The organism is Flavobacterium faecale (assembly GCF_048320115.1).
Classification (GTDB): Bacteria; Bacteroidota; Bacteroidia; order Flavobacteriales; family Flavobacteriaceae; genus Flavobacterium; species Flavobacterium faecale_A.
Genome location: NZ_CP182943.1, coordinates 1,703,914 through 1,728,587 on the forward strand (window position 1 = coordinate 1,703,914; position 24,674 = coordinate 1,728,587).

At 34.7% G+C, this 24,674-nt stretch carries 21 protein-coding genes; 10 read left to right on the forward strand and 11 right to left on the reverse strand.

Annotated features, from left to right (window positions below):
- The first annotated feature begins 18 nt into the window (after nucleotides 1-18).
- A complete protein-coding gene (gene infB / locus ACNH59_RS07165; RefSeq protein ID WP_418264733.1) occupies nucleotides 19-2,853 on the forward strand; it encodes a translation initiation factor IF-2 in 2,835 nt (944 codons plus the stop codon).
- A 709-nt stretch (nucleotides 2,854-3,562) separates the two neighbouring features.
- On the opposite strand, the gene rpmA is transcribed toward infB, so the two are convergent.
- The gene (rpmA, locus tag ACNH59_RS07170; RefSeq protein ID WP_320890382.1) at nucleotides 3,563-3,829 is read right to left on the reverse strand and encodes a 50S ribosomal protein L27; all 267 of its coding nucleotides are present in this window, start codon (nucleotides 3,827-3,829) and stop codon (nucleotides 3,563-3,565) included.
- 23 nt (nucleotides 3,830-3,852) lie between these two features.
- Nucleotides 3,853-4,278, reverse strand: a complete 426-nt coding sequence (gene rplU / locus ACNH59_RS07175; protein WP_418264734.1) for a 50S ribosomal protein L21 — start codon at nucleotides 4,276-4,278, stop codon at nucleotides 3,853-3,855.
- A gap of 244 nt (nucleotides 4,279-4,522) precedes the next feature.
- On the opposite strand from rplU, the gene ACNH59_RS07180 reads away from it, so the two are divergent.
- Together ACNH59_RS07180 and ACNH59_RS07185 are read left to right on the forward strand one after the other, a co-directional pair.
- Nucleotides 4,523-5,848 (forward strand): M16 family metallopeptidase, encoded by a 1,326-nt coding sequence (locus ACNH59_RS07180; protein ID WP_418264735.1) that lies wholly within the window; start codon nucleotides 4,523-4,525, stop codon nucleotides 5,846-5,848.
- 11 nt (nucleotides 5,849-5,859) lie between these two features.
- Nucleotides 5,860-7,281, forward strand: coding sequence for a M16 family metallopeptidase (locus ACNH59_RS07185; RefSeq protein ID WP_418264736.1), 1,422 nt, complete (start codon nucleotides 5,860-5,862; stop codon nucleotides 7,279-7,281).
- A 65-nt stretch (nucleotides 7,282-7,346) separates the two neighbouring features.
- Here the strand turns inward: ACNH59_RS07185 and ACNH59_RS07190 are convergent, their stop codons facing one another.
- Nucleotides 7,347-8,213, reverse strand: a complete 867-nt coding sequence (locus ACNH59_RS07190) for a DMT family transporter (protein WP_418264737.1) — start codon at nucleotides 8,211-8,213, stop codon at nucleotides 7,347-7,349.
- 91 nt (nucleotides 8,214-8,304) lie between these two features.
- Here ACNH59_RS07190 and ACNH59_RS07195 point away from each other — a divergent pair, with 91 nt between their 5' ends.
- Nucleotides 8,305-8,685 carry a heavy-metal-associated domain-containing protein gene (locus ACNH59_RS07195; RefSeq protein WP_418264738.1) on the forward strand — a complete coding sequence of 127 codons (381 nt, stop codon included), beginning with the start codon at nucleotides 8,305-8,307 and terminating at the stop codon, nucleotides 8,683-8,685.
- A gap of 68 nt (nucleotides 8,686-8,753) precedes the next feature.
- Here ACNH59_RS07195 and ACNH59_RS07200 read toward each other — a convergent pair whose 3' ends face one another.
- From ACNH59_RS07200 to mutY, 6 genes are all read right to left on the reverse strand, one after another.
- A complete protein-coding gene (locus ACNH59_RS07200) occupies nucleotides 8,754-9,605 on the reverse strand; it encodes an IS3 family transposase (RefSeq protein WP_418264739.1) in 852 nt (283 codons plus the stop codon).
- Nucleotides 9,606-9,619: 14 nt separating this feature from the next.
- Nucleotides 9,620-10,048, reverse strand: coding sequence for a helix-turn-helix domain-containing protein (locus ACNH59_RS07205; RefSeq protein ID WP_418262034.1), 429 nt, complete (start codon nucleotides 10,046-10,048; stop codon nucleotides 9,620-9,622).
- A 105-nt stretch (nucleotides 10,049-10,153) separates the two neighbouring features.
- Complete coding sequence (gldD, locus tag ACNH59_RS07210) at nucleotides 10,154-10,717, reverse strand: gliding motility lipoprotein GldD (RefSeq protein WP_418264740.1); 564 nt, start codon at nucleotides 10,715-10,717, stop codon at nucleotides 10,154-10,156.
- Between the two features lie 28 nt (nucleotides 10,718-10,745).
- Nucleotides 10,746-12,041, reverse strand: coding sequence for a gliding motility-associated protein GldE (locus tag ACNH59_RS07215; protein WP_418264741.1), 1,296 nt, complete (start codon nucleotides 12,039-12,041; stop codon nucleotides 10,746-10,748).
- A gap of 23 nt (nucleotides 12,042-12,064) precedes the next feature.
- On the reverse strand, nucleotides 12,065-12,508 hold the full coding sequence (locus ACNH59_RS07220; protein WP_418264742.1) for a single-stranded DNA-binding protein: 444 nt from the start codon (nucleotides 12,506-12,508) through the stop codon (nucleotides 12,065-12,067).
- Nucleotides 12,509-12,545: 37 nt separating this feature from the next.
- Nucleotides 12,546-13,592, reverse strand: a complete 1,047-nt coding sequence (gene mutY / locus ACNH59_RS07225) for an A/G-specific adenine glycosylase (protein ID WP_418264743.1) — start codon at nucleotides 13,590-13,592, stop codon at nucleotides 12,546-12,548.
- Nucleotides 13,593-13,726: 134 nt separating this feature from the next.
- Between mutY and ACNH59_RS07230 the strand changes: the two genes are divergently transcribed.
- Entirely contained in the window at nucleotides 13,727-14,017 is a 291-nt protein-coding gene (locus ACNH59_RS07230) for an HU family DNA-binding protein (RefSeq protein WP_108739332.1), read from the forward strand.
- A 383-nt stretch (nucleotides 14,018-14,400) separates the two neighbouring features.
- Nucleotides 14,401-15,945 carry an Rne/Rng family ribonuclease gene (locus ACNH59_RS07235; RefSeq protein WP_418264744.1) on the forward strand — a complete coding sequence of 515 codons (1,545 nt, stop codon included), beginning with the start codon at nucleotides 14,401-14,403 and terminating at the stop codon, nucleotides 15,943-15,945.
- 70 nt (nucleotides 15,946-16,015) lie between these two features.
- Here ACNH59_RS07235 and ACNH59_RS07240 read toward each other — a convergent pair whose 3' ends face one another.
- Nucleotides 16,016-17,191, reverse strand: a complete 1,176-nt coding sequence (locus tag ACNH59_RS07240; protein WP_418264745.1) for an MFS transporter — start codon at nucleotides 17,189-17,191, stop codon at nucleotides 16,016-16,018.
- 460 nt (nucleotides 17,192-17,651) lie between these two features.
- Nucleotides 17,652-18,041, reverse strand: coding sequence for an SPOR domain-containing protein (locus tag ACNH59_RS07245; RefSeq protein WP_418264746.1), 390 nt, complete (start codon nucleotides 18,039-18,041; stop codon nucleotides 17,652-17,654).
- 217 nt (nucleotides 18,042-18,258) lie between these two features.
- On the opposite strand from ACNH59_RS07245, the gene ACNH59_RS07250 reads away from it, so the two are divergent.
- The 4 genes from ACNH59_RS07250 (at nucleotide 18,259) to ACNH59_RS07265 (ending at nucleotide 24,674) form a co-directional block, all read left to right on the forward strand.
- Nucleotides 18,259-19,575: a c-type cytochrome gene (locus ACNH59_RS07250; protein ID WP_418264747.1), complete on the forward strand. Its 1,317-nt coding sequence runs from the start codon at nucleotides 18,259-18,261 to the stop codon at nucleotides 19,573-19,575.
- Between the two features lie 84 nt (nucleotides 19,576-19,659).
- Nucleotides 19,660-22,716: a TAT-variant-translocated molybdopterin oxidoreductase gene (locus tag ACNH59_RS07255; RefSeq protein WP_418264748.1), complete on the forward strand. Its 3,057-nt coding sequence runs from the start codon at nucleotides 19,660-19,662 to the stop codon at nucleotides 22,714-22,716.
- A gap of 37 nt (nucleotides 22,717-22,753) precedes the next feature.
- Nucleotides 22,754-24,157: an NrfD/PsrC family molybdoenzyme membrane anchor subunit gene (gene nrfD, locus ACNH59_RS07260; protein WP_418264749.1), complete on the forward strand. Its 1,404-nt coding sequence runs from the start codon at nucleotides 22,754-22,756 to the stop codon at nucleotides 24,155-24,157.
- Nucleotides 24,150-24,674, forward strand: a complete 525-nt coding sequence (locus ACNH59_RS07265; RefSeq protein WP_418264750.1) for a DUF3341 domain-containing protein — start codon at nucleotides 24,150-24,152, stop codon at nucleotides 24,672-24,674. The genes nrfD and ACNH59_RS07265 overlap by 8 nt, the downstream gene beginning before the upstream one ends.

Genomic DNA, 24,674 nt, shown 5'->3' on the forward strand with positions numbered 1-24,674 from the left:
TAATAATAAAAAGGTTTTATGTCTGAAGAGAGAATTATTAGAATAAACAAAGTTTTAAGAGAATTGAATATTTCTTTGGAAAGAGCTGTGGATTATCTAAAAGATAAGGGGATTAACATTGAGTCTAATCCCAACACAAAGATTTCTAATGAGGAATACAATGTCTTGTGCGGTCAATTTGCGGGTGACAGAGGGAAAAAAGAAGCTTCGAAAGAAGTTGGAGAAGAAAGAAGAAAAGAAAAAGAAGCTTTACGTGTAGAGAGAGAAAATGAGTTAGAGGATAAACGTAAGCAAGAAGAAGAGGAGCGTTTGAAACAACAAGAAGTAATCAAAGCGAGAGCGGTTGTTACAGGTCCTGTTCAAGTGGGTAAAATCGATCTTAATCCAAAGAAAAATACTGCGCCACCTGTTTCTAAACCCAATAAAGCTGATGCTGAATCTGTTGAGGAATCAAAAGAAAAAGTGGCTGAGGAGAAAAAAGAAACCAAAGAAACCGTTTCAGAAAAACCTGTTTCAGATAAAAAAGAGCCTAAAAAACCTGTTGTTGAGTCGAAGGAAGTAAAAAAAGAAACTCCAAAAGAGGAATCTAAAGCAGCTCCAAAATCGGATGAAGCTCCGGTAGAGGAAGCGATTGCTACTCAGTATCAAAAATTGTCAGGAGCTAAATTAACAGGGCAAACTATTGATTTGTCTCAGTTTAATAAGCCTAAAAAGAAAAAAGAAGATCCGAAAATCACACCTAATAAACCAGGTGCTCCAGGAGCAAATGCAGGTGCGAATAAAAATAAACGTAAAAGGATTCCTTCTAAGCCAGGTACTCCAGGTGCTGCAAACCCAAATAAGATTACGCCAAATACTGGCGGAGGTGGTTTCAATGCGAATCGTAGTGCAAGACCAGGTTTTGTAAAAGGAAACAGACCTGCTATTGTGGCTAAAGTTGAGCCTACGGAAGAAGAGGTTAAAAATCAAATTCGTGAGACTTTAGAGAAACTTCAAGGTAAAAAAGGAGGGAAATCTAAGGCAGCGAAATATAGAAGAGATAAAAGAGATACGCACCGTCAAAAATCAGATGAAGAACAAAGAGCTTTAGACGAAGAAAGTAAAACTATCAAGGTTACCGAGTTTGTAACTGTTGGTGAGATTGCAATCATGATGGATGTGCCGATTACTAAAGTAATTGGAACTTGTATGTCTTTGGGTATCATGGTAACTATGAACCAACGTTTGGATGCTGAAACATTAACTATCGTTGCTGATGAGTTTGGTTATGATGTCGAATTCATAACTGTTGATATCGAAGAGGCAATTGAAGTTGTTGAAGATAAAGAAGAAGATTTAGTATTTAGAGCGCCGATTGTTACTGTAATGGGTCACGTTGACCATGGTAAAACGTCGTTACTAGATTATATTCGTAAAGAAAATGTAATTGCAGGTGAGTCTGGAGGTATTACGCAGCACATTGGTGCCTACGGGGTAACTTTGGATAACGGTCAAAAAATTGCATTCTTAGATACACCAGGTCACGAGGCGTTTACCGCGATGCGTGCCCGTGGAGCTCAAGTTACTGATATCGCTATTATTGTGATTGCAGCGGATGATGATATCATGCCACAAACCAAAGAGGCAATTAGTCACGCACAAGCAGCAGGGGTGCCAATCATTTTTGCAATTAACAAAATTGATAAGCCGAATGCGAATGTAGATAAGATTAAAGAGAAATTAGCTAGTATGAATTTACTAGTTGAAGACTGGGGTGGAAAAATCCAATCTCATGATATCTCTGCAAAAGTTGGTACAGGTGTGAAAGAGTTGCTAGAAAAAGTATTGTTAGAGGCTGAGATTTTAGATTTGAAATCTAACCCAGACAAAGCGGCTCAGGGAACAGTTGTTGAAGCTTTCTTGGATAAAGGAAAAGGATATGTTTCTACCATTTTAGTACAACACGGTACCTTGAAAATTGGAGATTATATGTTGGCTGGTAAGCACCACGGTAAGATTAAAGCAATGCATGATGAAAGAGGGAATGCTGTAGCAGTTGCAGGTCCTTCAACCCCAGTATCTGTTTTAGGTTTGGACGGTGCAGCTACTGCCGGTGATAAGTTCAATATTTTTGAAGACGAGAAAGAAGCAAAACAAATTGCTGCTAAACGTTCTCAATTAATGCGCGAACAATCGGTACGTACGCAACGTCATATTACACTTGATGAAATTGGTCGTCGTATCGCACTTGGTCAATTTAAAGAATTGAACGTGATTCTTAAAGGAGATGTTGATGGTTCTGTGGAAGCATTATCTGATTCGTTCTCTAAATTGTCTACTGAAGAAATTCAAATTAACATCATTCATAAAGGTGTTGGAGCGATTACTGAAACTGACGTTATGTTGGCTTCTGCTTCTGATGCGATCATTATTGGATTTAACGTTCGTCCTGCTGGAAACGCAAGACAATTGGCTGATAAAGAAGAAATTGATATCCGTTACTACTCTATTATCTATGCTGCTATCGATGACTTGAAAGATGCAATGGAAGGAATGTTAGCTCCAGAGATGAAAGAAGAGGTTCTTGGTACTGCTGAGATTAGAGAATTGTTCAAAATTTCTAAAGTTGGTACTATTGCAGGATGTATGGTTATGGATGGTAAGATTCAAAGAAATGCTAAGATCCGTATCATACGCGAAGGTGTTGTAGTTCACGAAGGTGAATTGGTGGCCTTAAAACGTTTCAAAGACGATGTTAAAGAGGTTTCTAAAGGTTACGATTGTGGTATCCAAGTAAAAGGATACAACGACATTGAAGAAAGAGATGTTATCGAATGTTACCATGAGGTAGCAATCAAGAAAAAATTGAAATAAAATTTCGATATAGTTTTTATAAAAAATCCCGAGCAATCGGGATTTTTTGTGTTTAAGAATGTTTGGTTCATTCAGTTTTTTTCAAAAAAAATCCGACTAATCGGGGTGGATATATCCGAGCTATCGGTGTCCTTCACCACTTGCAACTTGGCGTTTTTAAAACGGAAGGACTCGAGGCTGGTTTTTCTATCAATAACACGGTCTTTTTGTGTGTCTTTAAACTTTGGCTTTGTTAATAATGGTTGCTTTGAAGTTAATGGTGTCACCTTGTTGTTCTATAATAGCTTATTTTTTACACACAAAACCCTGCTAGAGTTCAAAACTCTAGCAGGGTTGAAATACAAAAAAAAGCTACAACTTTTTTTATCGTAGTAGTTTCTTGATACTTGCCAATCTTTGAGGGTACGGAATACAATTCCGCACTATCTAGCGTGGACATATCCGAGTCATCGGGTTTTTTAAAATTAATGTAGAAAAAAAGCTATTTCTGCTCCACTTGACGAACCACACGAAAGGATTCGTGCGGTAGCGGGGGATTTATGTTGCTGGCTTTTACAAAAAAAAGGTAGAGCCATATTGAATAATAGTTGTGGTATGTAAATTATATTCGGTTAATTGTTTTAATGAATTGATATAATAGAGTAGTACGAACAATACAAAAAAAGCCCAATTCATTGAATTGGGCTTTAGTGTAAATTGAGAAAATCAATTATGCTTCTACTTCAAACGGAAGGATTGAAACGTATGATTTGTTATCTCTTTTCTTTTGGAACTTAACAATTCCATCTACTCTTGCGTGTAGGGTGTGATCTTTACTGATGTAAACATTTTCACCTGGATTGTGTTTAGAACCTCTTTGTCTTACGATGATGTTCCCTGCGATAGCAGCTTGTCCTCCATAAATCTTAACACCTAAACGTTTTGATTCTGATTCTCTACCATTCTTGGAACTACCGACACCTTTCTTGTGAGCCATGACGTATTAGTTTTATATTGTTATTATTCTTGAGTATCTTCTTTTTTAGCTTTTGTAGCTTTTTTTGCTTTAGGAGCTGCTTCTTCAGTAGCTACTTCTGCTGGAACTGCTTTTTTTGCTGTTGCTTTTTTAGCGCCTGCTGCAGTGATTCCTTCGATTACAATTTGAGTAAGATATTGTCTGTGACCGTTTCTTTTCTTGTATCCTTTTCTTCTTTTCTTTTTGAAAACGATAACTTTGTCTCCTTTTAAGTGTTGTAACACTTTAGCTTCTACTGAAGCACCTTCTATAGCTGGGGCGCCTAAAGTTACATTTCCGTTGTCATCTAATAAAAGAACTTTGTCAAAAGAAACTTTTGATCCTTCTTCGCTAGCCAAACGGTGAACATAAACCTTTAAGTCTTTGCTTACTTTGAACTGTTGCCCTGCTATCTCTACGATTGCATACATACTAATTGATTTATAAATTTTTAAGGATGCAAATATACAATTTAAAATTTACTATCCAATTACTCTTTTGAAAAAAGTACTGTTTTTAGTTTATTCTTTGTTTTATAAAGGTTTAGGACTCATTGTTTCCTTTTTTTAGTAGTAAAAAATGGGGTTGTTTTCTTGTTGGTAAATAAAAAAAAGTAATTTTGACAGACTAATGATTCTTTATGCGTATTGTAAATACAGTTTTTTATTAATCCTTATGAAAAAATATCTAATGGCATTAAGTACTGCCCTTTTGGTTGGTGGAGCTACTTCAGCTCAAACAATTGCTTTTGAAGAATATACCCTTGATAACGGTTTGCATGTTGTCTTGCATCAAGATCACGACGCTCCTGTAGTGGTGACTTCAATAATGTATCATGTAGGTTCTAAAGATGAAAATCCTAACAAAACGGGTTTTGCTCACTTTTTTGAACATTTATTATTTGAAGGTACTAAGAACATTGAAAGAGGAGAGTGGTTTAAAATCGTTTCGTCTAATGGTGGGGTAAATAACGCTAATACCTCCGATGATCGAACTTATTATTACGAAGTCTTTCCTTCAAATAATTTAGAGTTGGGACTTTGGATGGAATCGGAGCGATTGATGCATCCCGTGATTAATCAAGTTGGAGTGGACACGCAAACTAAAGTCATTATTGAAGAGAAGAATTCCAGATATGATAATCAACCCTATGGAATGATTATAGCCAAAGTAAAAGAAAATTTATTTAAAAATCATCCCTACCGTTGGACGACAATTGGTTCAGTGGAGCACCTAAATTCGGCCAAGTTAGAAGATTTCAAAGATTTTAATACTAAATTCTACATTCCTAATAATGCAGTTTTAGTTGTAGCTGGTGATTTCGTTAAAAAACAAGCAAAAGAATGGATTCAGAAATATTTTGGACCTATTGAAAAAGGTAGTGCTATAAAAAGAGAAACATTTTTTGAAGAACCCATTACTGAAACAATTAAAGCGAACTACAAAGATCCTAATATTCAAATCCCGATGTTGGTAACTTCTTATAGAACTCCGTCTATGAAGACTCGTGATTCTCGTGTATTGGATTTGATATCGGCTTATTTAAGTGACGGAAAAAGTTCAAAATTATACAAGAAAATAGTTGATGATAAAAAAATCGCTTTGCAAATAGGTGCAGTTGGTTTTAATCAAGAAGACTACGGAATGTATATCGTATATGGTTTGCCAATGGAAGGTTTTACGTCTGATGATTTATTAAGAGAAATTGATGAGGAAATTGTCAAAATCCAGAATGATTTAATTTCGGAACGTGATTATTTAAAATTACAGAATCAATTCGAAAATCAATACGTCAATGATAATTCTAATTTAGAAGGTATTGCTGAGAATTTAGCCCGCTATTATTTATTATATGGTGATATTAATTTGATTAATACAGAAAAAGACATTTACCGCTCGATAACTCGAGAAGAAATTAGAGAAGTAGCTAAGAAGTATTTGAATCCAAATCAGCGTTTGGTTTTAGATTATATCCCTGCAAACGAAGTGAATCAAAATTAGTTTTCTTGATTATGAAAAAAACAACTTTTTTATTAATTCTAATGATTGTTACAGGCAGTATGTACGCACAAGATAGGATACAACCAAAACCTGGAAAACCTCCAGTAGTTCATTTGAAAAAACCGCAAACTTTTCAGTTGCCAAACGGCCTGAAGGTGATGGTGGTTGAAAATCATAAATTGCCAAAAGTTACATTTAACTTAACTATTGATAATCCTCCTTTTGCTGAAGGTGATAAAAAAGGAGTCGATGATTTGTGTAGCAGTCTCATTGGAAATGGGAGTACTAAAATTGCAAAAGATGATTTTAATGAAGAAATCGACTTTATGGGCGCCTCCATTAGTTTTACTTCACATGGTGCTAGAGCAAATACTTTGTCGCGATACGCTGTGAGAGTCTTGGAACTTATGTCTTTTGGGGCATTGCATCCAGAATTCACTCAAGAAGAATTTGATAAGGAAAAAGCTAAGATCATCGAAAGTTTGAAGTCAGAAGAAAAAAGTGTGCCAGCTATAGCGAGTAGAGTGGTAGATGCGCTTGCGTTTGGACTGAAGCACCCAACAGGAGAATTTGTAACAGTTGAAACTTTAAATAACGTGACGCTGCAAGATGTCAAAGATTTGTATGCTACTTATTTTGGTCCTGAAAATGCTTATTTAGTGATTGTGGGTGATGTTAAATTTGTTGAGATTAAGCCATGGGTGGAAAAACTTTTTGGTCCTTGGAAAAAAACAAATAGTCCTAAATTGACTTATCCCAATCCAGATAATGTATCTACAACTCAAATAAATTTTGTCGATGTCCCAAATGCAGTACAGTCTGAAATTTCTGTGGTGAATACCTTTATGTTAAAAATGAGTGATAAAGATTTTTTTCCTGCAGTTTTGGCTTCGACTATATTAGGAGGAGAGTTTAATAGTTATTTGAATATGAATTTGCGGGAGAAAAATGGTTGGACTTACGGAGCGAGTTGTTCTATTGGAGCAGGAAAATATGTAACGAAAGTTCGGTCTTATTCAGCAGTGAGAAATGCAGTAACTGATAGTGCTACCGTGGAGATTATCAAGGAAATTAAAAGATTGCGAACGGAGAAAGTTACCGAGGAGCGTTTGAATTCGGTTAAGGCAGGTTTTATAGGTCGCTTTGTGATGCAGGCACAAAAGCCTCAGTCAGTGGCTAGGTATGCTCTGAATACAGAAGTTGAGCAGTTGCCAAAAGATTTTTATGAAAATTATATAAAAACCATCACAGCGGTTACCCCTGAAGATATCATTGAAGCAGCCAATAAATATTTTCTAATTGATAATAGTCGAATTGTAATTGTAGGCAAAGGGGAAGAAGTGCTCCCAGGATTGGAAAAGTTAAATATTCCTATTCATCATTATGATAAATATGGAAATCCATTAGTTAGACCAATTTTAAGGAAAGAATAACAGAATATGTAGTTGTAAAACAGAGCAGTCAATAAGGAATGTGATTTCATTTTTTATGGGCTGCTTTATTTTTTAGCCGAAAGGTATACTCCAATTAAAATGATAAAAGCACCTATAAACTGAACAAGAGATAGTGATTCATGGTCTAGTAATCCCCAAAAGAAGGCTACTAATGGGATCAGGTAAGTAACAGATGAAGCGAAAACTGGTGATGCCATTTGGATTAGTTTAAAAAAAAGGATGTTGGCAATTCCAGTTCCAATGATTCCAAGTATTAGTATGTAGATGGTTGCTTTTTGTACTTTTTCAATCGGAATCATTTCTATATATCCTGATGAAAAGAGGATAAATAGGGCTGGAAAAAAGAGTACTGCAAAATTTCCAGTAGTAATACTTAATGGACTTAGGTCGGTTAGGTATTTTTTGATTAAATTGACATTGATGGCATAACAAAGGGATGCTAAAATGACTAAGATGGCATAGTAATAATTCTGTTCCGGATGGTTCATTGCTCCATTTAGAACCAATAATAAACTTCCAATTAACCCAATGATAACGCCCCATAGTTGGCGTCTTTGAAAACCGACACTAAAGGCTATGGTTCCAATTAACAGAGTGTTTAAAGGGGTTAAGGAGTTTAGTATAGCGGTAACGGCGCTGTCAAGTTCTGTTTGTGAAATAGCAAAAAGGTAGGCTGGTAAAAAGGTACCGCATACTGCTGTAAGCACGATGTATTTCCATTTGCTTCTTGGGATCAAAAACAAACTTTTGAAACCAATAGTGATGAGGAATAAGGAGGCGAAAATGATTCGTAAAGAGCCAACCTGAATAGCGGTAAGGCCTGTCAATCCTCTTTTGATTAAAATAAAGGAACTTCCCCAAATAAGTGCTAAGACGATTAAATAGTTCCACTTAATTTGTTTTGCTTCCATAGTTTGTATTTTAACCCAAAATTGTAATTATTTTATGAATTAACGATGGTAATTTGAGTAATTTTGTAATTATTTTTTAAACAATCATAAAATGAAAATTATAAAAACCATTGCTATACTAGTTTTTGCAGGGGCAGTTCTTTTGAGTTGTAAGCAAAACACAGAAGTAGCAGAGAAAATCATTCCTCATAATGAACAAAAGGAATCCTCTAAAATAAAAAAAGAAATAGCAGCCGAAAATATACAGTCTGCCAGTTTTAAAATCGAAGGGATGACTTGTGCTATGGGTTGTGCTAAAACCATTCAAGATGAGTTAACAGATTTAGAAGGAGTACAAACTGCAGAAGTCGATTTTGATAAAAAAATAGCATCAGTAACTTTTGATAAAACAGTTCAAAATCAAGAGTCTTTGACTAAAATTGTGCAAGCTACTGGAGATGGGTCGACTTATAAAGTGTCTGAATTTAAGTAATTCAGCTCTCGAAATTGTCTAGTCCTGAAAAAGTGATACAGGATTAATAATAAATAAAAGTACAATTTTTAGACAGTAGTAAGCATAGGTTTACTACTGTTTTTTGTTTTATAAGTTCTCATTTTGATTTTGTTTTGTTTATGCATCTGATTGGGTGTAAGCATGTAATTAGAATAATGAGGTCTGATTTCATTATAGATATTAATAGCTTCCTTTACAACTTTTTGCATGATTTCTGTTTTTTGATTGTATTTATCAATCTTAAATTCCTGCTTTAAAATACCATTAACCCTTTCTGCTACTGCATTTTCATAAGGGTCCGAATTTTGTGTCATGCTACATACAACTTTATTTTTATCAAGCTGTTTTTGGTATTCATGGGCACAATATTGGATACCTCTGTCAGAATGATGTATCAACGGTAAGTTTTTGTTATTTCTGTGTTTAAGAGCCATTTTTAAAGCTTTCAAACTGCTTTCTGTATTCATATTATCAGCAACATAATACCCCATGATCTTTTTAGAATAAGCATCTGTAACCAAACTTAAATAACATGGATTATCTCTTTTCCCTATATAGGTTATATCAGATACCCAAACCTGTTCAGGCCTGTTAATTTGTAAATCTAAAATCTGATTTTGATGTTTTCTAAATCGATGATGTGAATTAGTTGTTACATGATAACTTCGTTTAGGCTGTATTAATAAATGATTAGCTCTGAGTATATCAAAGAATTTATCTCTTCCTATTTTCATTAGTTGAAGTTTATCCAGCAGAAGATAATATAGTTTTCTTGTGCCTACTCTAGGCATTATCTCTCTGATATCATTTACCATTGAAATTACTTCTTTGGCTTTGCTTTGTTTGGATGCTCTTCTTCTAATTTTTCGATAATAAACCTGTCTGTCTATCCCGAACAAATAACAGGTAAACGCTACTGTTTTTTGTTCTTTTTTTCTGAAGTAGTCGATTGTTCGGGTGGAGAGTTTTTTCGTATATCGATGTGATATTCTTTCTCGGCTAGATCTATCATCATATCAAACAAGATCGCTTTTTTGTCTGCGACATAAGCTTGTCGTTCCAAAAGAGCCTTTTGTTTTTCTAATAACTTGACCTGAGCTTCAAGTTCCATGATCTTCTGTTGCTGTGACTTTGGCATATTTAAACGAGATTGGTTTTCCCAATCGAAGTTACCAAATTTTCGTAACCATTCTATAACAGTCTTTCTACATTGAATGCCGTATTTTTTTGTAGCCTCTGTTGCTGTGAGATCACCTTGTTCTATTTCTTGAACAACCTGAAGTTTAAAAGACATCGAATAGTCTTTTTGAGTTCGCTTTACATAATTAGTTTTTAATTCCATAACGATGTTTTTTGTGTATCGTTATTTCAGGACGGGACAAAATAAAATAAAAAAAACCATTAAGTGAATTGTTCTTAATGGTTTTTTTGTGTCTCTATAGCAACTTTATTTCCATTTTAAGGTTTCCATCAAACGCTGCATATCATTTTTTATATAACTGGCTGCTGGCATAATGGAGTCAAAATTAGGTTTGGCATAAAAATAAACGGAACCTGTAATGAAGTGTTTTGTGCTATCAGTAACATAAAATTGAGAATTGGTAGCGGCATCTCCATTGACTTGGTAAAACATGCCGTAAACTTTTTTCTCAGGGTTGATATAAGGTTGTTCGAGTATGTCGTCTGCTTTGATTACATGCTCATAGGTTAATTTTTGAGCGTCGCGCAAAAGAACATTGATGTTGCCATTTACAGGTTTGTAAGTTAAGTAAATGGTTGCTTTCATTTTTGGGTAAGAGATGCTAAAACCACAATTTTTATCTGCTTTAATGATAGCTTTTTCGTTTATTTCAAATCCAAAAGGGCAATTGTTTTCGAAAGTAGCGTAATATGCTTCCGGATAATCTAGTCTTAAATAACTGGAAGGTTTCGGTAATACATCGTCTTTGCAGCTCAATACTAATAGGGGGATTAAAAATAGAAATAGCTTGGTGCTCTTTATTTGTAACATTGTTTGTTTTATTTATAAATGCAAATGATTACGCTAAGGTTACTTTTATTTGTTTGATGCGTTTGTTGTCAACGGTTTCTACTTTGAAAGTGCAGTTTTCGTAAATGATTTTTTGTCCTTTTTTTGGGAAGTTACCCACGATTTCCAGCAAGAATCCTGCTAAAGTTTCAGCTTCCCCTTTTTTGGATTCAAAAAGGTCTTCGTCTACTTCTACAATTCGGTAAAAATCTCTAAGGTTGATTTTGCCTTCAAAAATAAAATTTTTGTCGTCTAGTTGAGAAAAATTAACGTCTTCGTCGTCAAATTCGTCACTAATATCACCTACAATTTCTTCGATTACATCTTCTAGAGATACTAATCCAGAAGTGCCTCCATATTCGTCTACAACAATAGCAAGGTGGTTTTTCATGTTTTGAAAATCCTTTAATAGATTGTCAAGTTTTTTGTTTTCAGGAACAAAGAAAGGCTCTCTGATTAAGGTCGTCCAGTCAAAATCTTTTTTGTTGATGTGAGGTAGTAAGTCTTTGACAAAAAGTACTCCTTCAATTTGATCAATATTGTCACGATAAACAGGAATTCGAGAATATCCTTTTTCGATTAATTTAGGGCAAATCTCTCCAAATGTTTCAGAAATTTCTAGTGCAAAAACATCAATGCGGGGACTCATTACTTGTTTAGTGTCGGTATTTCCAAAAGTTACGATTCCTTCTAGTATTTTTTGTTCTTCCGAGGAAGTGTCTTCTGAAGACGTAAGTTCTAGTGCCTGAGAAAGTTGGTCAACTGAAAAGTTAGTCTTTTGTTTTCCTAATTTATTATGTAAATAAACTGTAGTAGAACGCATAGGGACACTTATAGGTGTTAGAGCAGTATCTAATATTGAAATAGGGAGTGCTATAAATTGAGCAAATTTTACATTGTTTCGGCTGGCATATACTTTAGGTAAGACTTCTCCAAAGAGTAATAAAAGAAATGTAACTACAATTACTTCCAGAATAAACTTGAGAACTGGCGAATGCACGCTTGCAAATAAGTTGCTGCCAATAAAAGAGAACAAAATAACTACGCCAATATTGATGAAGTTGTTGGCAACTAAAAGAGTGGCAAGGAGTTTTTTGGGACGATTTAGTAAATCTGTAAGTATTTTTCCTTTAGAGTTATTTTCTTGAATGCTATTGTCAATGTCTTTTTGCGAAAGCGAAAACAAGGCTACTTCTGCACCAGAAATTATTGCGGAACAAAAAAGCAAAGCTAGTATTCCGATGATGCCAAACAATAGGTCACTGTCTATTGTGTTTATAAAATTCAAACTGGGGTCTGGGTCCAAATTACAAGAAATTAGTTAGACAATTAAAACGGCAAATCATTTATTGGTAAGTCGTTATTATTTTGTGCGTCAAAGTTAGTGTTTTTTGGTGATTCCGATGACGGATTTTGTTTGTTGTTTTCAGTGTCTTTTTTTGTTGATAAAAATGTAAACTCTGTAACCTGTATTTCTGTCGTGTGTTTGGTGGTTCCGTCTTCGGTTTGCCATTGACGTGATTTTATGCGGCCCTCTACATATATTTTATCGCCTTTGGATAGGTACTTCTCGCATATTTCGGCAGCTTTGTTTCTTACTACTAGGTTGTGCCACTCTGTAGAAGTGATTCTTTCATTAGTAGTTTTGTTAATATATACTTCATTAGTAGCCAATGAGAATCTGCCGATGCAGTTTCCGCCATCGAAATAATGCATCTTTACTTCGTCGCCTAGATGGCCTATTAGCATAACCTTATTTAGTGTTCCGTTCATAATTTGATATGGTATTTAACTCAAAGATACATTTTTTTTAAACTGCAATTTGTGCTTGCTCTATAAAATTATGAATAACTATAGGAAAAGGAAGGGTTTTTAATTCTTCGGGACTGATTCCCTTGTCGACTTTGCCTTTTATTTTAATTCCCCAAAATTTAATATGTAAGTGTTGATGCGATAATTTATGGATGATACTTTTTTCGTTGTGTTCCATAATACTCAGTATGCTTTTTTTGTCAAATAAGGTTTTGGAGATAGCATTGGAAACAAAATTAAAATCTTCCTCTTTTTCGGTTTCAATTAAAGGGAATTCATATAGATTATGCCAAATTCCTTTTAGGGTTCTTTTTTGTATAAGAGTTTGATTTTTTTCGTCAGTGACCACTATATAATTAAGGTAGCGTTTTTTGACTTTTACTTTTTTGGATTTAACAGGTAGTTGGTCGACTTTCTTTTTTTGTAAGGCTAGGCAACTATTATTGAAAATACAATTGTTGCAGTCTGGATTTTTTGGGACGCATTGAAGTGCTCCAAATTCCATAATGGCCTGGTTGAAAATGGCAGGATTGTCTTTTGGGATTAGTTCTGAAGCTAGAGCTGTGAATTCTTTTTTGGCGGAAGCCTGAGCGATATCAGTTTCAATGTCGAAATATCGTGATAATACACGAAAAACATTGCCGTCTACAACTGGTACTATTTCGTTATAAGAAAATGATGCGATTGCAGCCGCTGTATATTCACCTACACCTTTTAGTTTTAGTAAATCTTTGTAGTTATCCGGAAATTTACCATTTAATTCAAGGGCGATATGTTGGGCGGTTTTATGTAAGTTTCGTGCTCTAGAATAATATCCTAATCCTTGCCATAATTTTAAGACCTGTTCTTCATTGGCTTTAGCCAAGTCAAAAACCGTTGGAAAATGGGTTGTAAATGATAAAAAATAGGGTGTTCCTTGTGCTACTCGCGTCTGTTGTAACATGATTTCAGATAGCCAAATATGATACGGATTGGTGGTGTTTCGCCACGGTAAATCGCGCTTATTTTGTAAATACCATGAAATTAGTAAGTTATGAAAAGTCATTGTAAAATATTTGTCAACAAAAGTAAAAGTTTATATGATTAAAATTTAACGAATTAGCTTGATATATTGTTTTTTAAATTCCTATATTTGCACACTCAAAAAAAATTATTACAAAATAATAAATAGGAAAGAAAATGACGAAAGCAGATATCGTAGCGAAAATTTCAGAAAAACTAGGACTTGAAAAAGGTGATGTTCAAGCAACAGTTGAAACTTTTATGGAAGAAGTAAAAAATTCTTTAGAAACTGGTGATAACGTTTATTTAAGAGGTTTTGGAAGCTTTATCGTTAAAACGAGAGCTGAGAAAACAGGAAGAAATATTTCTAAGAACACTACAATCAAAATCCCTGCACACAACATTCCTGCTTTCAAACCTGCAAAAGTTTTTGTAGAAGGAGTAAAAACAAATAACGAAGCAAAATAATATTATTAATCATAAAAATCTAAACGATTATGCCAAGTGGTAAAAAAAGAAAAAGACATAAGGTAGCTACTCACAAACGTAAAAAAAGAGCGAGAGCTAACCGTCATAAAAAGAAAAAGTAGTTTATAACTACTTTTTTCTTTTTAAACGTTCATTGAAAATGAAAATTAGTATACAATCTTCAGTTTTTAACCTTCAGTTTGCTGATTGTTCTAAATTGAAGATTGCAAGCTGATTTTCTTCGGGTAAAAAACCTGTTTAAATTTATTGTTTAATCCATCCCTATTATTAATTTAGGAATTAGGATTTTTAGATTTAGGATTCAAAAATCCCAAATCCCAAATCCCAAATCCCGAATTGACAGTTCGGATAAAAATTTACAAATGAATAAAGAATTAATCATTCGATCTAGTTCTGATTTCGTAGATTTTGCCTTATTAAAAGATGGAAAACTAATTGAATTACACAAAGAAGAGGAAAAAAGCAACTTTCAAGTAGGTGATATTTTTATTGCCAAAATAAGAAAGCCCGTTGCTGGATTGAATGCTGCTTTTGTAAATGTAGGCTTTGAAAAAGATGCCTTTTTACATTATCACGATTTAGGTCCTAATTTATCTTCCCAACTGAAATTCATAAAACTTGTAAGCGCAGGTAAATTAAAAGATTTCTCCCTAAAAAACTTTCAGTTTGAAAAGGAGATAGAGAAAGACGGTACCATTACTAGTGTAATTAGTGCTAATCAATCTATCTTAGTACAAGTAGTCAAAGAACCTATTTCTACCAAAGGACCAAGGATAAGCGCTGAGCTTTCATTGGCAGGTAGATTTATTGTTTTAGTCCCTTTTTCTGATCGAGTTTCTATTTCTCAAAAAATAGAAAACAAAAAAGAAAAAGACCGTTTGAAAAAACTGGTACAATCTATCAAACCAAAAGGATTTGGTGTTATTGTTAGAACAGTAGCCGAAGGCAAAAATACAGCCGAATTAGAAAAAGATTTGCAGAACCTGTTAGACAGATGGACTGCAATGTGTAAAAAATTACCAACTGCTCAGCATCCGTCCAAAGTATTAGGAGAGCTCAATAGGGCTTCTTCAATATTGAGAGACGTATTCAATGATACTTTTAGTAGCATTCAGATAGATGATGAAGAGTTGTACAATCAAACAAAGGATTATCTGCAAGAAATTGCACCTTCCAAACAATCTATTGTTAAGTTTTATCAATCAAAAGACACCCCTATTTTTGAGAAATACAACATAGAGAGACAAATCAAAACTTCTTTTGGGAAAACGGTTTCCATGAGTAAAGGGGCTTATCTTATTATTGAACACACAGAAGCTTTACACGTAATAGATGTAAATAGTGGGAACCGTTCTAATAAAGCAACTAATCAGGAAGATACTGCAATGGAAGTAAATATGATTGCTGCCGCTGAAATCGCTAGACAATTACGTCTGCGTGACATGGGTGGGATTATTGTTGTTGATTTTATCGATATGTCTAATCCTGAAAATCGTAAAGTCTTGTTCGACTTCCTTCGTGAAGAAATGAGTGACGATAAAGCAAAACACAAGATATTACCTCCAAGTAAATTTGGATTAGTTCAAATTACAAGACAAAGGGTAAGGCCAGAAGTTAATATTAAAACTAGAGAAGAAGATCCAAACAATGTAAGTGGCGAAATTGAAGCGCCAATATTAATCATTGATAAGATCAATTCTGATTTAGAAAGAGTGTTAAAAAACCATAAGAATGTTGTGCTAAATGTACATCCATTTGTGGCTGCATACCTCAGTAAAGGTTTTCCATCATTACGTTCAAAATGGTTTTTTGAACATAAAAAATGGGTGAAAATTATACCGCGTGACGCTTACACGTATTTAGAATATCATTTCTTTGATAAAAAAGGGAATGCTATAAAAGATTAGATTCTGAATCAATCAGAATGAATAACCGCCTTTCGTTAGACTGGCGGTTTTTTTGTGTCTTGTTGTGAGGTTAATTTGCATGTTCAAGAGTCCATCTTGATATGCGTTTTTTTCTTTGTAAAAATACAATTGTAAATAGCACTCCAGTTATTGACATCAGGGAGCCGACCAAATTAGGTGAGGCGTAACTAAATCCAGCTACTAAGGGTAATCCCCCTAAGAACGCTCCAAGTGCGTTTCCAATATTAAATGCAGCTTGTATTGTTGCAGATGCAATCATTTCCGCTCCAACTGCTGTTTTGATCATTAGCATTTGTACAGGAGCAGCCAATGCAAATGAAAAACATCCTGAAGTAAAAACTAGGACTAAGCTGATGTATGGATTCGTTGAGAATAAGAATACGAGTATTAAGTCTATGGCAATGGTCAATAATAGGCAGATGATGGTTTTTTCAGGAGAGAATTTATCGGCCAATTTTCCTCCTAGAATGTTACCAGTAACCATACCTGTTCCCGCTAAAATTAAAATGTATGGAACGGTAGAGGCTTCAAAGCCTGAAATTTCTGTTAGTAGAGGAGCAATGTAGCTAATCCAGCAGAATAATCCTCCAGAGCCAATGGCTGTGATTAATATGACAAGCCAAGCTTCTGGTTTTTTAAAAAATTGCAATTGATTTTTTATTGTTTCTTCTGATTTGGCTTTGATGTCTGGCATCCAAAATTGAATGGAGATACAGGTAATGATGCCTATGATTCCAATAATGATGAAGGTATATCGCCAACTAAAATGGTGGCCAATGTAGGTGCCAATGGGTACTCCTATAACATTGGCTATGGTGAGACCAAGAAACATTACGGATATGGCTTGAGCTTCTTTGCCTTTATCTGCTAATCGGCTGGCTACTACTGCGCCTACGCCAAAAAATGCTCCATGTGGTAATCCAGATAGAAATCTGCTGAGAAATAGTAAATTGTAATTTGGTGCAACTATAGATAATGAATTAAAAAAAGCTAGTAAGGCTGCTAGTAGTAATAATGTTTTTTTTGGGGGTAAGTTACGAGTAATAATCACTAATAAAGGCGCTCCTATTACTACTCCTAGTGCATAAGCCGAAATTAAATATCCAGCTACTGGAATACTTATATTTAGATTTTTTGCAATGTCAGGAAGTAACCCCATCATGACAAATTCTGTGATTCCAATTGTTAAACCGCCTAGGGAAAGAGAAAGAAGGCTTTTTTTCATTTTGTTGTTCGTTTTCTTTGATAGTGTTGCAAACTTACCCATAATGAAATTATTATTGGGTGTATTTTGAATGAAACTGTAGTATACGACTAAATGTTGTTATTGTCTAGTCTTGATTTTTGTAGTTTTTAATAAGGATTGATCAACATGAAGATACTGTTGTAAGTCTGTGTAAATTTTGTAGCTTTTAGTTGAGTGTGTATTTGAATTTTTACCACGATGGAAATAGGGGAAAAGTAATGTGTGAGGATGATAGTTGTTTTTATTGCTTTTTATGGTCTAAATTTAGAGTGTGTGGATTAGTTTTAGCGAAGCTACTGGTGTGAAATAGATTGTCGCAGACATGGTAGGGGTGAGGAGATAAGCTAAATGAAAAGAGATATGTTAATTGATCTGTGGGCGTGAATATTTACTCAAAGGGAGACATATAATTGATATTAATATGTTTCCCTTGTTGTTTTTATTTCTGTGGTTTTATTAATAATGAATTGGGATATTTCTTTTTTATTTCAATTAAATGGCGCTCTGCTTCAATTCTAGTTCTGAAGTTTCCAATCCATACTTTAAAATTGGGTGTGTTGAAAATTATGGTGCCCTCAAGTTCTCTAAAATCTTGTTTGCAATCGGCTAATGTTTTTTTGGCACCTTCGCTACTGCCGCTAAACACTTGGATTTTATAGCGCTGATTTACAATGATGGAGTTGTTTATCTTTCTTTTTTCATTTAGTAATTGTTCAAATTTACCATCTTGTTTGAGGTTGGTATTTTGTTGTTGTCCCTTTGAAATTGTTGTTGCTAAACAAATAATAATAGTCAGTATTGTTTTATTTGTATTTGTTAAAATTCTCATAATGCAATGGTTTTTAGGCAAAAGTAGTATTTAATAAAAGAATGTGAAAGCGGATAATTATTTAGAATGGATATAAATTGGAATTAAGGTTATCTTATGGTTTTGAGAATAGTTCATAAGTCGTATTTTTGTCGAAATTTATAATAAAGGTGGTAGCTTTTTAAGTACGTTAGTATTAAAAACTATGCCAATTTTTAGTAGATAATCATTATACTATATGAAAAAGGTGGGTAACCATAATTCGATCTCAAGGAAATTATTTTTAAGTTTTGCGTTAACGCTAGCTTTTTCCTTAACTTCAATTGCTCAAGATGCTGCGCCTGCAGCTGCAACTGAAGCTCCTGCGGCCTCGCAAGGTGGCGATCCTGTAAAAGGGAAAGAACTTTTTAATTCAAACTGTGCGGCATGTCATAAATTGGATGCTAAATCAACTGGGCCTGCACTAAGAGGCGTTGCTGATAAGCATGATATGGCTTGGTTATACAAGTGGGTTCGTAATAGTTCTGATATGATTAAATCAGGAGATGCTGCTGCTGTGAAATTATTTGAAGAAAATAACAAATCAGTGATGACATCTTTTCCTCAGTTGTCAGACAGTGATATTGACAACATTATTGCTTATACATCTGAAGTAAAAGCGGAAGCTCCGGCGGCTGCTGGTGTTACAGCTGGTGCAGTTGCGCAAGAAGGTGCTATTTCTAATAATGTTATTTTAGGTGCGTTGGCGCTTGTAATGGCAATATTGGTTGTAATGTTGTTTATGGTTAATAAAGTATTAACTAAAGTGGCCAATGCTAACGGAATTGTAGTTGCTGAAAAAGAAAAAACAACTCCAATCTGGAAAGCTTTTGTTAAAAATCAATTTTTGGTATTGGTAACGGCTATCTTTTTGTTGTTAGCAAGTGGTTATTTTGTTTATGGTTTCTTTATGCAGGTAGGGGTAGACCAAGATTATGAGCCTATTCAGCCAATTCATTATTCTCATAAAATTCACGCTGGTGATAATGAGATAAACTGTAAATACTGTCACTCTTCTGCAAGAGTTAGTAAAACTGCAGGTATTCCTTCTTTGAATGTTTGTATGAACTGTCATAAAAATATTTCAGAGGTTGCTGAAACTACTGCTACACCAGAGTATAGTAAGGCATTTTATGATGAGCAAATCCAAAAATTATATACTGCTGTTGGTTGGGATAAAGCTACTCAGTCTTATACAGGGAAAACACAGCCAGTAAAATGGGTACGTATTCATAATTTACCTGATTTCGTTTACTTTAATCACTCTCAGCACGTAACTGTTGCAGGTATTGAATGTCAAACTTGTCACGGTCCTGTTGAAACTTATGAAATTCAAAAGCAATTTGCTCCATTAACTATGGGTTGGTGTGTAGATTGTCACAGAAAAACAGATGTTAAAATGGAAGGTAATGAGTACTACACTAAAATACATGATGAGCTTTCAAAGAAGTATGGGGTTGAGAAATTGACTGCAGCTCAAATGGGAGGTTTAGAATGTGGTAAGTGTCACTACTAGATTTGTAATTCAGTTCTAGTTAGGGCTGCAATTCAAATTGCTGATTAAAGAAAATAATAATTAAGATTCTAATATTTATATAAAATGTCATCAAACAAAAAATACTGGAAAAGTGTTGAGGAACTAGACGGAAATAGTTCTATTGTTGAGGCGCTTAAAAATAACGAATTTGTTGAAGCGATTCCTACGGAAGAATTCTTGGGTAACAATGAGGCTTTGTCTTCGTCTTCAACATCACGTCGTGATTTTTTAAAGTACGTTGGATTTAGTACGGCGGCTGCTACCTTAGTTGCTTGTGAAGGTCCTGTACACAAGTCGATACCTTATGTATTACAACCAGAACAAATCATTCCTGGTGTTGCAGATTATTATGCAACAACTATGTTTGATGGTTTTGATTTTGCAAATCTTCTTGTTAAAACACGTGAAGGGCGTCCTATTAAAATAGAAAATAACACCATTTCAGGGGCTAAATTTGCTGCAAATGCAAGAGTTCATGCGTCTGTATTGTCAATGTATGACAATATGCGTTTGAAAGAGCCAAAGATTGAAGGTAAATCTGCAACTTGGGCTGCTGTTGAAGCAAAAATTAAATCAAGTCTTGTTGATGCAAAAGCTAAAGGTGGTCAAGTAGTATTGTTGACTAATACATTGGCAAGTCCTTCAACTGAAAAATTAATTGCTGAGTTTGTTTCTAAAAACCCAAATGCGAAGCATGTGGTTTATGATGCTGTTTCTTCTTCAGAAGCTTTAGATGCTTTTGAGACTGTTTATGGCGAAAGAGCTTTAGTTGATTATGATTTTTCAAAAGCTTCTCTTATTGTTTCAGTAGGTGCTGACTTTTTAGGCGATTGGCAAGGTGGTGGTTATGATGCAGGTTATGCTCAAGGAAGAATTCCTAAAAACGGAAAAATGTCACGTCACTTCCAATTGGAAGCTAACATGACTTTGTCTGGTGCTGCTGCTGATAAACGTTTGCCTATGACTATTGCAAATCAAAAACAAGCATTAGTACATATATATAATGTTATTACGGGTTCTTCAGTTGCAGTTAATTTAGAAGCTTCAATCAAAGATGAAGTGACTAAAGCAGCTAAACAATTGAAGATGGCTGGAACTCAAGGAGTTTTAGTTTCAGGAATTCAAGATAAAAATGCACAATTGTTGGTGTTGGCTATTAACAATGCTTTGTCTAGCGAGGCTTTTGTTACTGCTGGTGCAAGACAAATTAGAAAAGGATCTAACGAAAAAGTAACTCAATTAATTTCTGATATGAAGGCTGGTAGCGTTCATACTTTGTTAATGAGTGGAGTTAATCCTGTATATACATTAGCTGATTCAACTTCATTTGTTGAAGGGCTTAAAAAAGTGAGTACGTCTGTTGCTTTTTCTTTGAAAGAAGACGAAACAGCATCAATAAGTACAGTTGCGGCTGCAGTTCCTCATTATTTAGAATCTTGGGGGGATTTAAGTTTGACAAAAGGTACTTATAGTTTAACTCAGCCTACGATTCGTCCTTTATTTGATACAAAACAATTCGAAGAAGTTTTGATGTCATTAAATGGTGTCGTAGGAGCTTATTATGATTATGTTAAGAGTACTGCTGCAGGATATACTGCTGGTACGTCTTGGAATAAAGTATTACATGATGGAGTATTTGTAAGTGGCTCTCCATCTTTATCTGCTGCTGGTGCTGATTTTAATGGAGCTGCTTCAGCTTTAGCAAAATCAAAAGCTACAGAAGGTTTTGAATTGGTTTTATATACTAAAACTGGTTTAGGAGATGGTCAGCAAGCAAACAATCCATGGTTGCAAGAGTTCCCAGATCCAATTACGAGAGTTTCTTGGGATAACTATCTAACGGTATCTAATGCTGATGCAAAACAATTAGAATTATCTAATGAAATTGTTGCTAATGGTGGTTTGAATGGTAGTTATGCTTCTATTACAACTGCTGATGGTGTTAAGTTAGAAAATGTACCAGTTATTGTGCAGCCTGGACAGGCAGTTGGTACAATTGGTTTAGCTTTAGGATATGGTCGTAAAGCTGCTTTGAAAGAAGAAATGCAAGTAGGTGTTAACGCTTACTCTTTATATAAAGGTTTTAATGAGGTTCAATCTGTTTCTTTAGTTAAAGCTAACGGAGAACACGAGTTTGCTTGTGTTCAAGGACAAAAAACCTTAATGGGTAGAGGAGATATTATCAAAGAAACTTCTTTGGAAATCTTCAATACTAAAGATGCTAAAGAATGGAATCCTGTTCCGATGGTGTCATTGGATCATAAAGAAGTTGAATCTACAACTGTAGATTTATGGGATTCTTTTGATCGTTCAATTGGACATCACTTTAATTTGTCTATTGATTTAAATGCATGTACAGGTTGTGGAGCATGTGTTATTGCTTGTCACGCTGAGAATAACGTTCCTGTTGTAGGTAAATCAGAGGTAAGAAGAAGTAGGGATATGCATTGGTTGCGTATTGATAGATATTATTCTTCTGAAAGTACTTTTGAAGGGGATAATGAAAGAAAAGAAGGTATTGCTGGATTGTCTAGTTCGTTATCTACTTTTAACGAAATGGAAAAAGCTGGAGATAACCCTCAAGTAGCTTTCCAACCGGTAATGTGTCAACACTGTAACCATGCTCCTTGTGAGACTGTTTGTCCAGTTGCTGCAACTTCACACGGTCGTCAAGGTCAAAACCATATGGCATACAACAGATGTGTGGGTACTCGTTACTGTGCTAATAACTGTCCTTATAAAGTACGTCGTTTTAACTGGTTCTTGTATAACGGAAACAGTGAGTTTGATTATCATATGAATGATGATTTAGGTCGTATGGTTATCAATCCTGATGTGAATGTTCGTTCTCGTGGAGTTATGGAGAAATGTTCTATGTGTATTCAAATGACACAAGCAACAATCTTGAAAGCTAAGAGAGAAGGTAGAGCTGTAGTTGATGGTGAATTCCAAACGGCTTGTTCAAGTGCATGTACAAGTGGTGCAATGATTTTTGGTGATGTTAATGATAAAGCAAGTCAAGTTGCTAAATTAGTTGAAGACGAAAGATCTTATCATTTGTTAGAGCATATTGGAACAAAACCAAATGTGGTTTATCACGTTAAAGTTAGAAATAGCTAGTAAAAATAATTATTAATTAAGAAACAGATAAAGGAATATGTCTCATATATATGACTCTAGCATTAGAAAACCTTTAGTTATAGGTGATAGAAGCTATCACGATGTAACAGTTGATGTAGCTGCACCTGTTGAAGGGGAGGCTAATAAACATTGGTGGATTGTATTTACAATCGCATTAACAGCTTTCCTTTGGGGATTAGGTTGTATTATTTACACTGTATCTACAGGTATTGGAACATGGGGATTAAATAAAACAGTTGGATGGGCTTGGGATATTACTAACTTCGTTTGGTGGGTTGGTATTGGTCACGCAGGAACGCTTATTTCGGCAGTATTATTATTATTCCGTCAAAGATGGAGAATGGCGATTAACCGTTCTGCGGAAGCTATGACCATCTTCTCAGTTATTCAAGCAGGTTTGTTCCCGATTATTCATATGGGACGTCCTTGGTTAGCTTACTGGGTATTGCCTATACCAAATCAATTTGGTTCACTTTGGGTTAACTTTAATTCGCCGTTACTTTGGGACGTATTTGCAATTTCTACGTATCTATCAGTATCATTAGTTTTCTGGTGGACTGGTTTGTTACCTGATTTTGCGATGTTAAGAGATAGAGCAATTACTCCTTTTAATAAAAGAATTTATTCTATTTTAAGTTTTGGATGGAGTGGTAGAGTAAAAGATTGGCAACGTTTTGAAGAAGTATCTTTAGTTCTTGCTGGTTTAGCAACTCCACTTGTACTTTCAGTACATACTATTGTATCGATGGACTTTGCTACTTCCGTAATACCAGGATGGCACACAACTATTTTCCCTCCTTACTTCGTTGCTGGAGCGGTATTCTCTGGATTTGCGATGGTAAATACCTTGCTTATCATTATGAGGAAAGTTTCTAATCTTGAAGCTTATATCACTTTACAACATATCGAATTGATGAATATTATCATCATGATTACTGGTTCTATTGTAGGTGTTGCTTATATTACTGAGTTATTTATTGCTTGGTATTCTGGAGTAGAGTATGAGCAATATGCATTTTTGAACAGAGCAACTGGACCTTACTGGTGGGCTTACTGGTCGATGATGACTTGTAATGTTTTCTCTCCGCAGTTCATGTGGTTCAAAAAATTAAGAACGAGTATTATGTTTTCATTCATAATTTCTATTGTTGTAAACATAGGAATGTGGTTTGAGCGTTTTGTAATTATCGTTACATCATTACATAGAGATTATTTACCATCTTCATGGACTATGTTCTCTCCAACATTTGTAGATATTGGAATTTTCATAGGAACAATTGGTTTCTTCTTTGTATTGTTTTTATTGTACTCTAGAACTTTCCCAGTGATTGCTCAAGCAGAGGTTAAAACAATTCTGAAAGGAACAGGAGATAATTATATTAGAGAAAGAGAAGCAAATAAAGATTCACACCATGAGTAATAAAGTAATACACGCCATTTATAATGACGATGATATCTTGATGAATGCGGTTAAAAAAACACGTGCAGCTCATCATCATATTGAAGAAGTTTTTTCTCCATTCCCTGTTCACGGTTTGGATAAGGCTATGGGAATAGCTCCTACAAGATTAGCAATTTGTGCTTTCTTATATGGATGTGTTGGTATTTCAGTAGCAACTGCAATGATGAATTTTATTATGATTCAAGATTGGCCTCAAGATATTGGTGGTAAACCTAGTTTTAGTTACATTCAAAATATGCCTGCTTTTGTGCCTATTATGTTTGAAATGACTGTGTTTTTTGCGGCTCACCTTATGGTTATTACTTTTTATATGAGAAGTAGATTATGGCCATTTAAAGAAGCTGAAAATCCAGATGTAAGAACTACAGATGATCATTTCTTAATGGAAGTGGCTGTAAACGAGAATGAAGAAGAATTAGTTTCTTTTTTCCAAGGTACAGGAGCTGTAGAAGTTAAAGTAATTGAAAAGCATTAA

Excerpts from the sequence above, each read along its gene's own strand:
- infB (WP_418264733.1), top strand. The coding sequence starts at position 19 with ATGTCTGAAGAGAGAATTATTAGAATAAACAAAGTTTTAAGAGAATTG.
- rpmA (WP_320890382.1), bottom strand. The coding sequence starts at position 3,829 with ATGGCTCACAAGAAAGGTGTCGGTAGTTCCAAGAATGGTAGAGAATCA.
- rplU (WP_418264734.1), bottom strand. The coding sequence starts at position 4,278 with ATGTATGCAATCGTAGAGATAGCAGGGCAACAGTTCAAAGTAAGCAAA.
- ACNH59_RS07180 (WP_418264735.1), top strand. The coding sequence starts at position 4,523 with ATGAAAAAATATCTAATGGCATTAAGTACTGCCCTTTTGGTTGGTGGA.
- ACNH59_RS07185 (WP_418264736.1), top strand. The coding sequence starts at position 5,860 with ATGAAAAAAACAACTTTTTTATTAATTCTAATGATTGTTACAGGCAGT.
- ACNH59_RS07190 (WP_418264737.1), bottom strand. The coding sequence starts at position 8,213 with ATGGAAGCAAAACAAATTAAGTGGAACTATTTAATCGTCTTAGCACTT.
- ACNH59_RS07195 (WP_418264738.1), top strand. The coding sequence starts at position 8,305 with ATGAAAATTATAAAAACCATTGCTATACTAGTTTTTGCAGGGGCAGTT.
- ACNH59_RS07205 (WP_418262034.1), bottom strand. The coding sequence starts at position 10,048 with ATGGAATTAAAAACTAATTATGTAAAGCGAACTCAAAAAGACTATTCG.
- gldD (WP_418264740.1), bottom strand. The coding sequence starts at position 10,717 with ATGTTACAAATAAAGAGCACCAAGCTATTTCTATTTTTAATCCCCCTA.
- ACNH59_RS07220 (WP_418264742.1), bottom strand. The coding sequence starts at position 12,508 with ATGAACGGAACACTAAATAAGGTTATGCTAATAGGCCATCTAGGCGAC.
- mutY (WP_418264743.1), bottom strand. The coding sequence starts at position 13,592 with ATGACTTTTCATAACTTACTAATTTCATGGTATTTACAAAATAAGCGC.
- ACNH59_RS07230 (WP_108739332.1), top strand. The coding sequence starts at position 13,727 with ATGACGAAAGCAGATATCGTAGCGAAAATTTCAGAAAAACTAGGACTT.
- ACNH59_RS07235 (WP_418264744.1), top strand. The coding sequence starts at position 14,401 with ATGAATAAAGAATTAATCATTCGATCTAGTTCTGATTTCGTAGATTTT.
- ACNH59_RS07240 (WP_418264745.1), bottom strand. The coding sequence starts at position 17,191 with ATGAAAAAAAGCCTTCTTTCTCTTTCCCTAGGCGGTTTAACAATTGGA.
- ACNH59_RS07245 (WP_418264746.1), bottom strand. The coding sequence starts at position 18,041 with ATGAGAATTTTAACAAATACAAATAAAACAATACTGACTATTATTATT.
- ACNH59_RS07250 (WP_418264747.1), top strand. The coding sequence starts at position 18,259 with ATGAAAAAGGTGGGTAACCATAATTCGATCTCAAGGAAATTATTTTTA.
- ACNH59_RS07255 (WP_418264748.1), top strand. The coding sequence starts at position 19,660 with ATGTCATCAAACAAAAAATACTGGAAAAGTGTTGAGGAACTAGACGGA.
- nrfD (WP_418264749.1), top strand. The coding sequence starts at position 22,754 with ATGTCTCATATATATGACTCTAGCATTAGAAAACCTTTAGTTATAGGT.
- ACNH59_RS07265 (WP_418264750.1), top strand. The coding sequence starts at position 24,150 with ATGAGTAATAAAGTAATACACGCCATTTATAATGACGATGATATCTTG.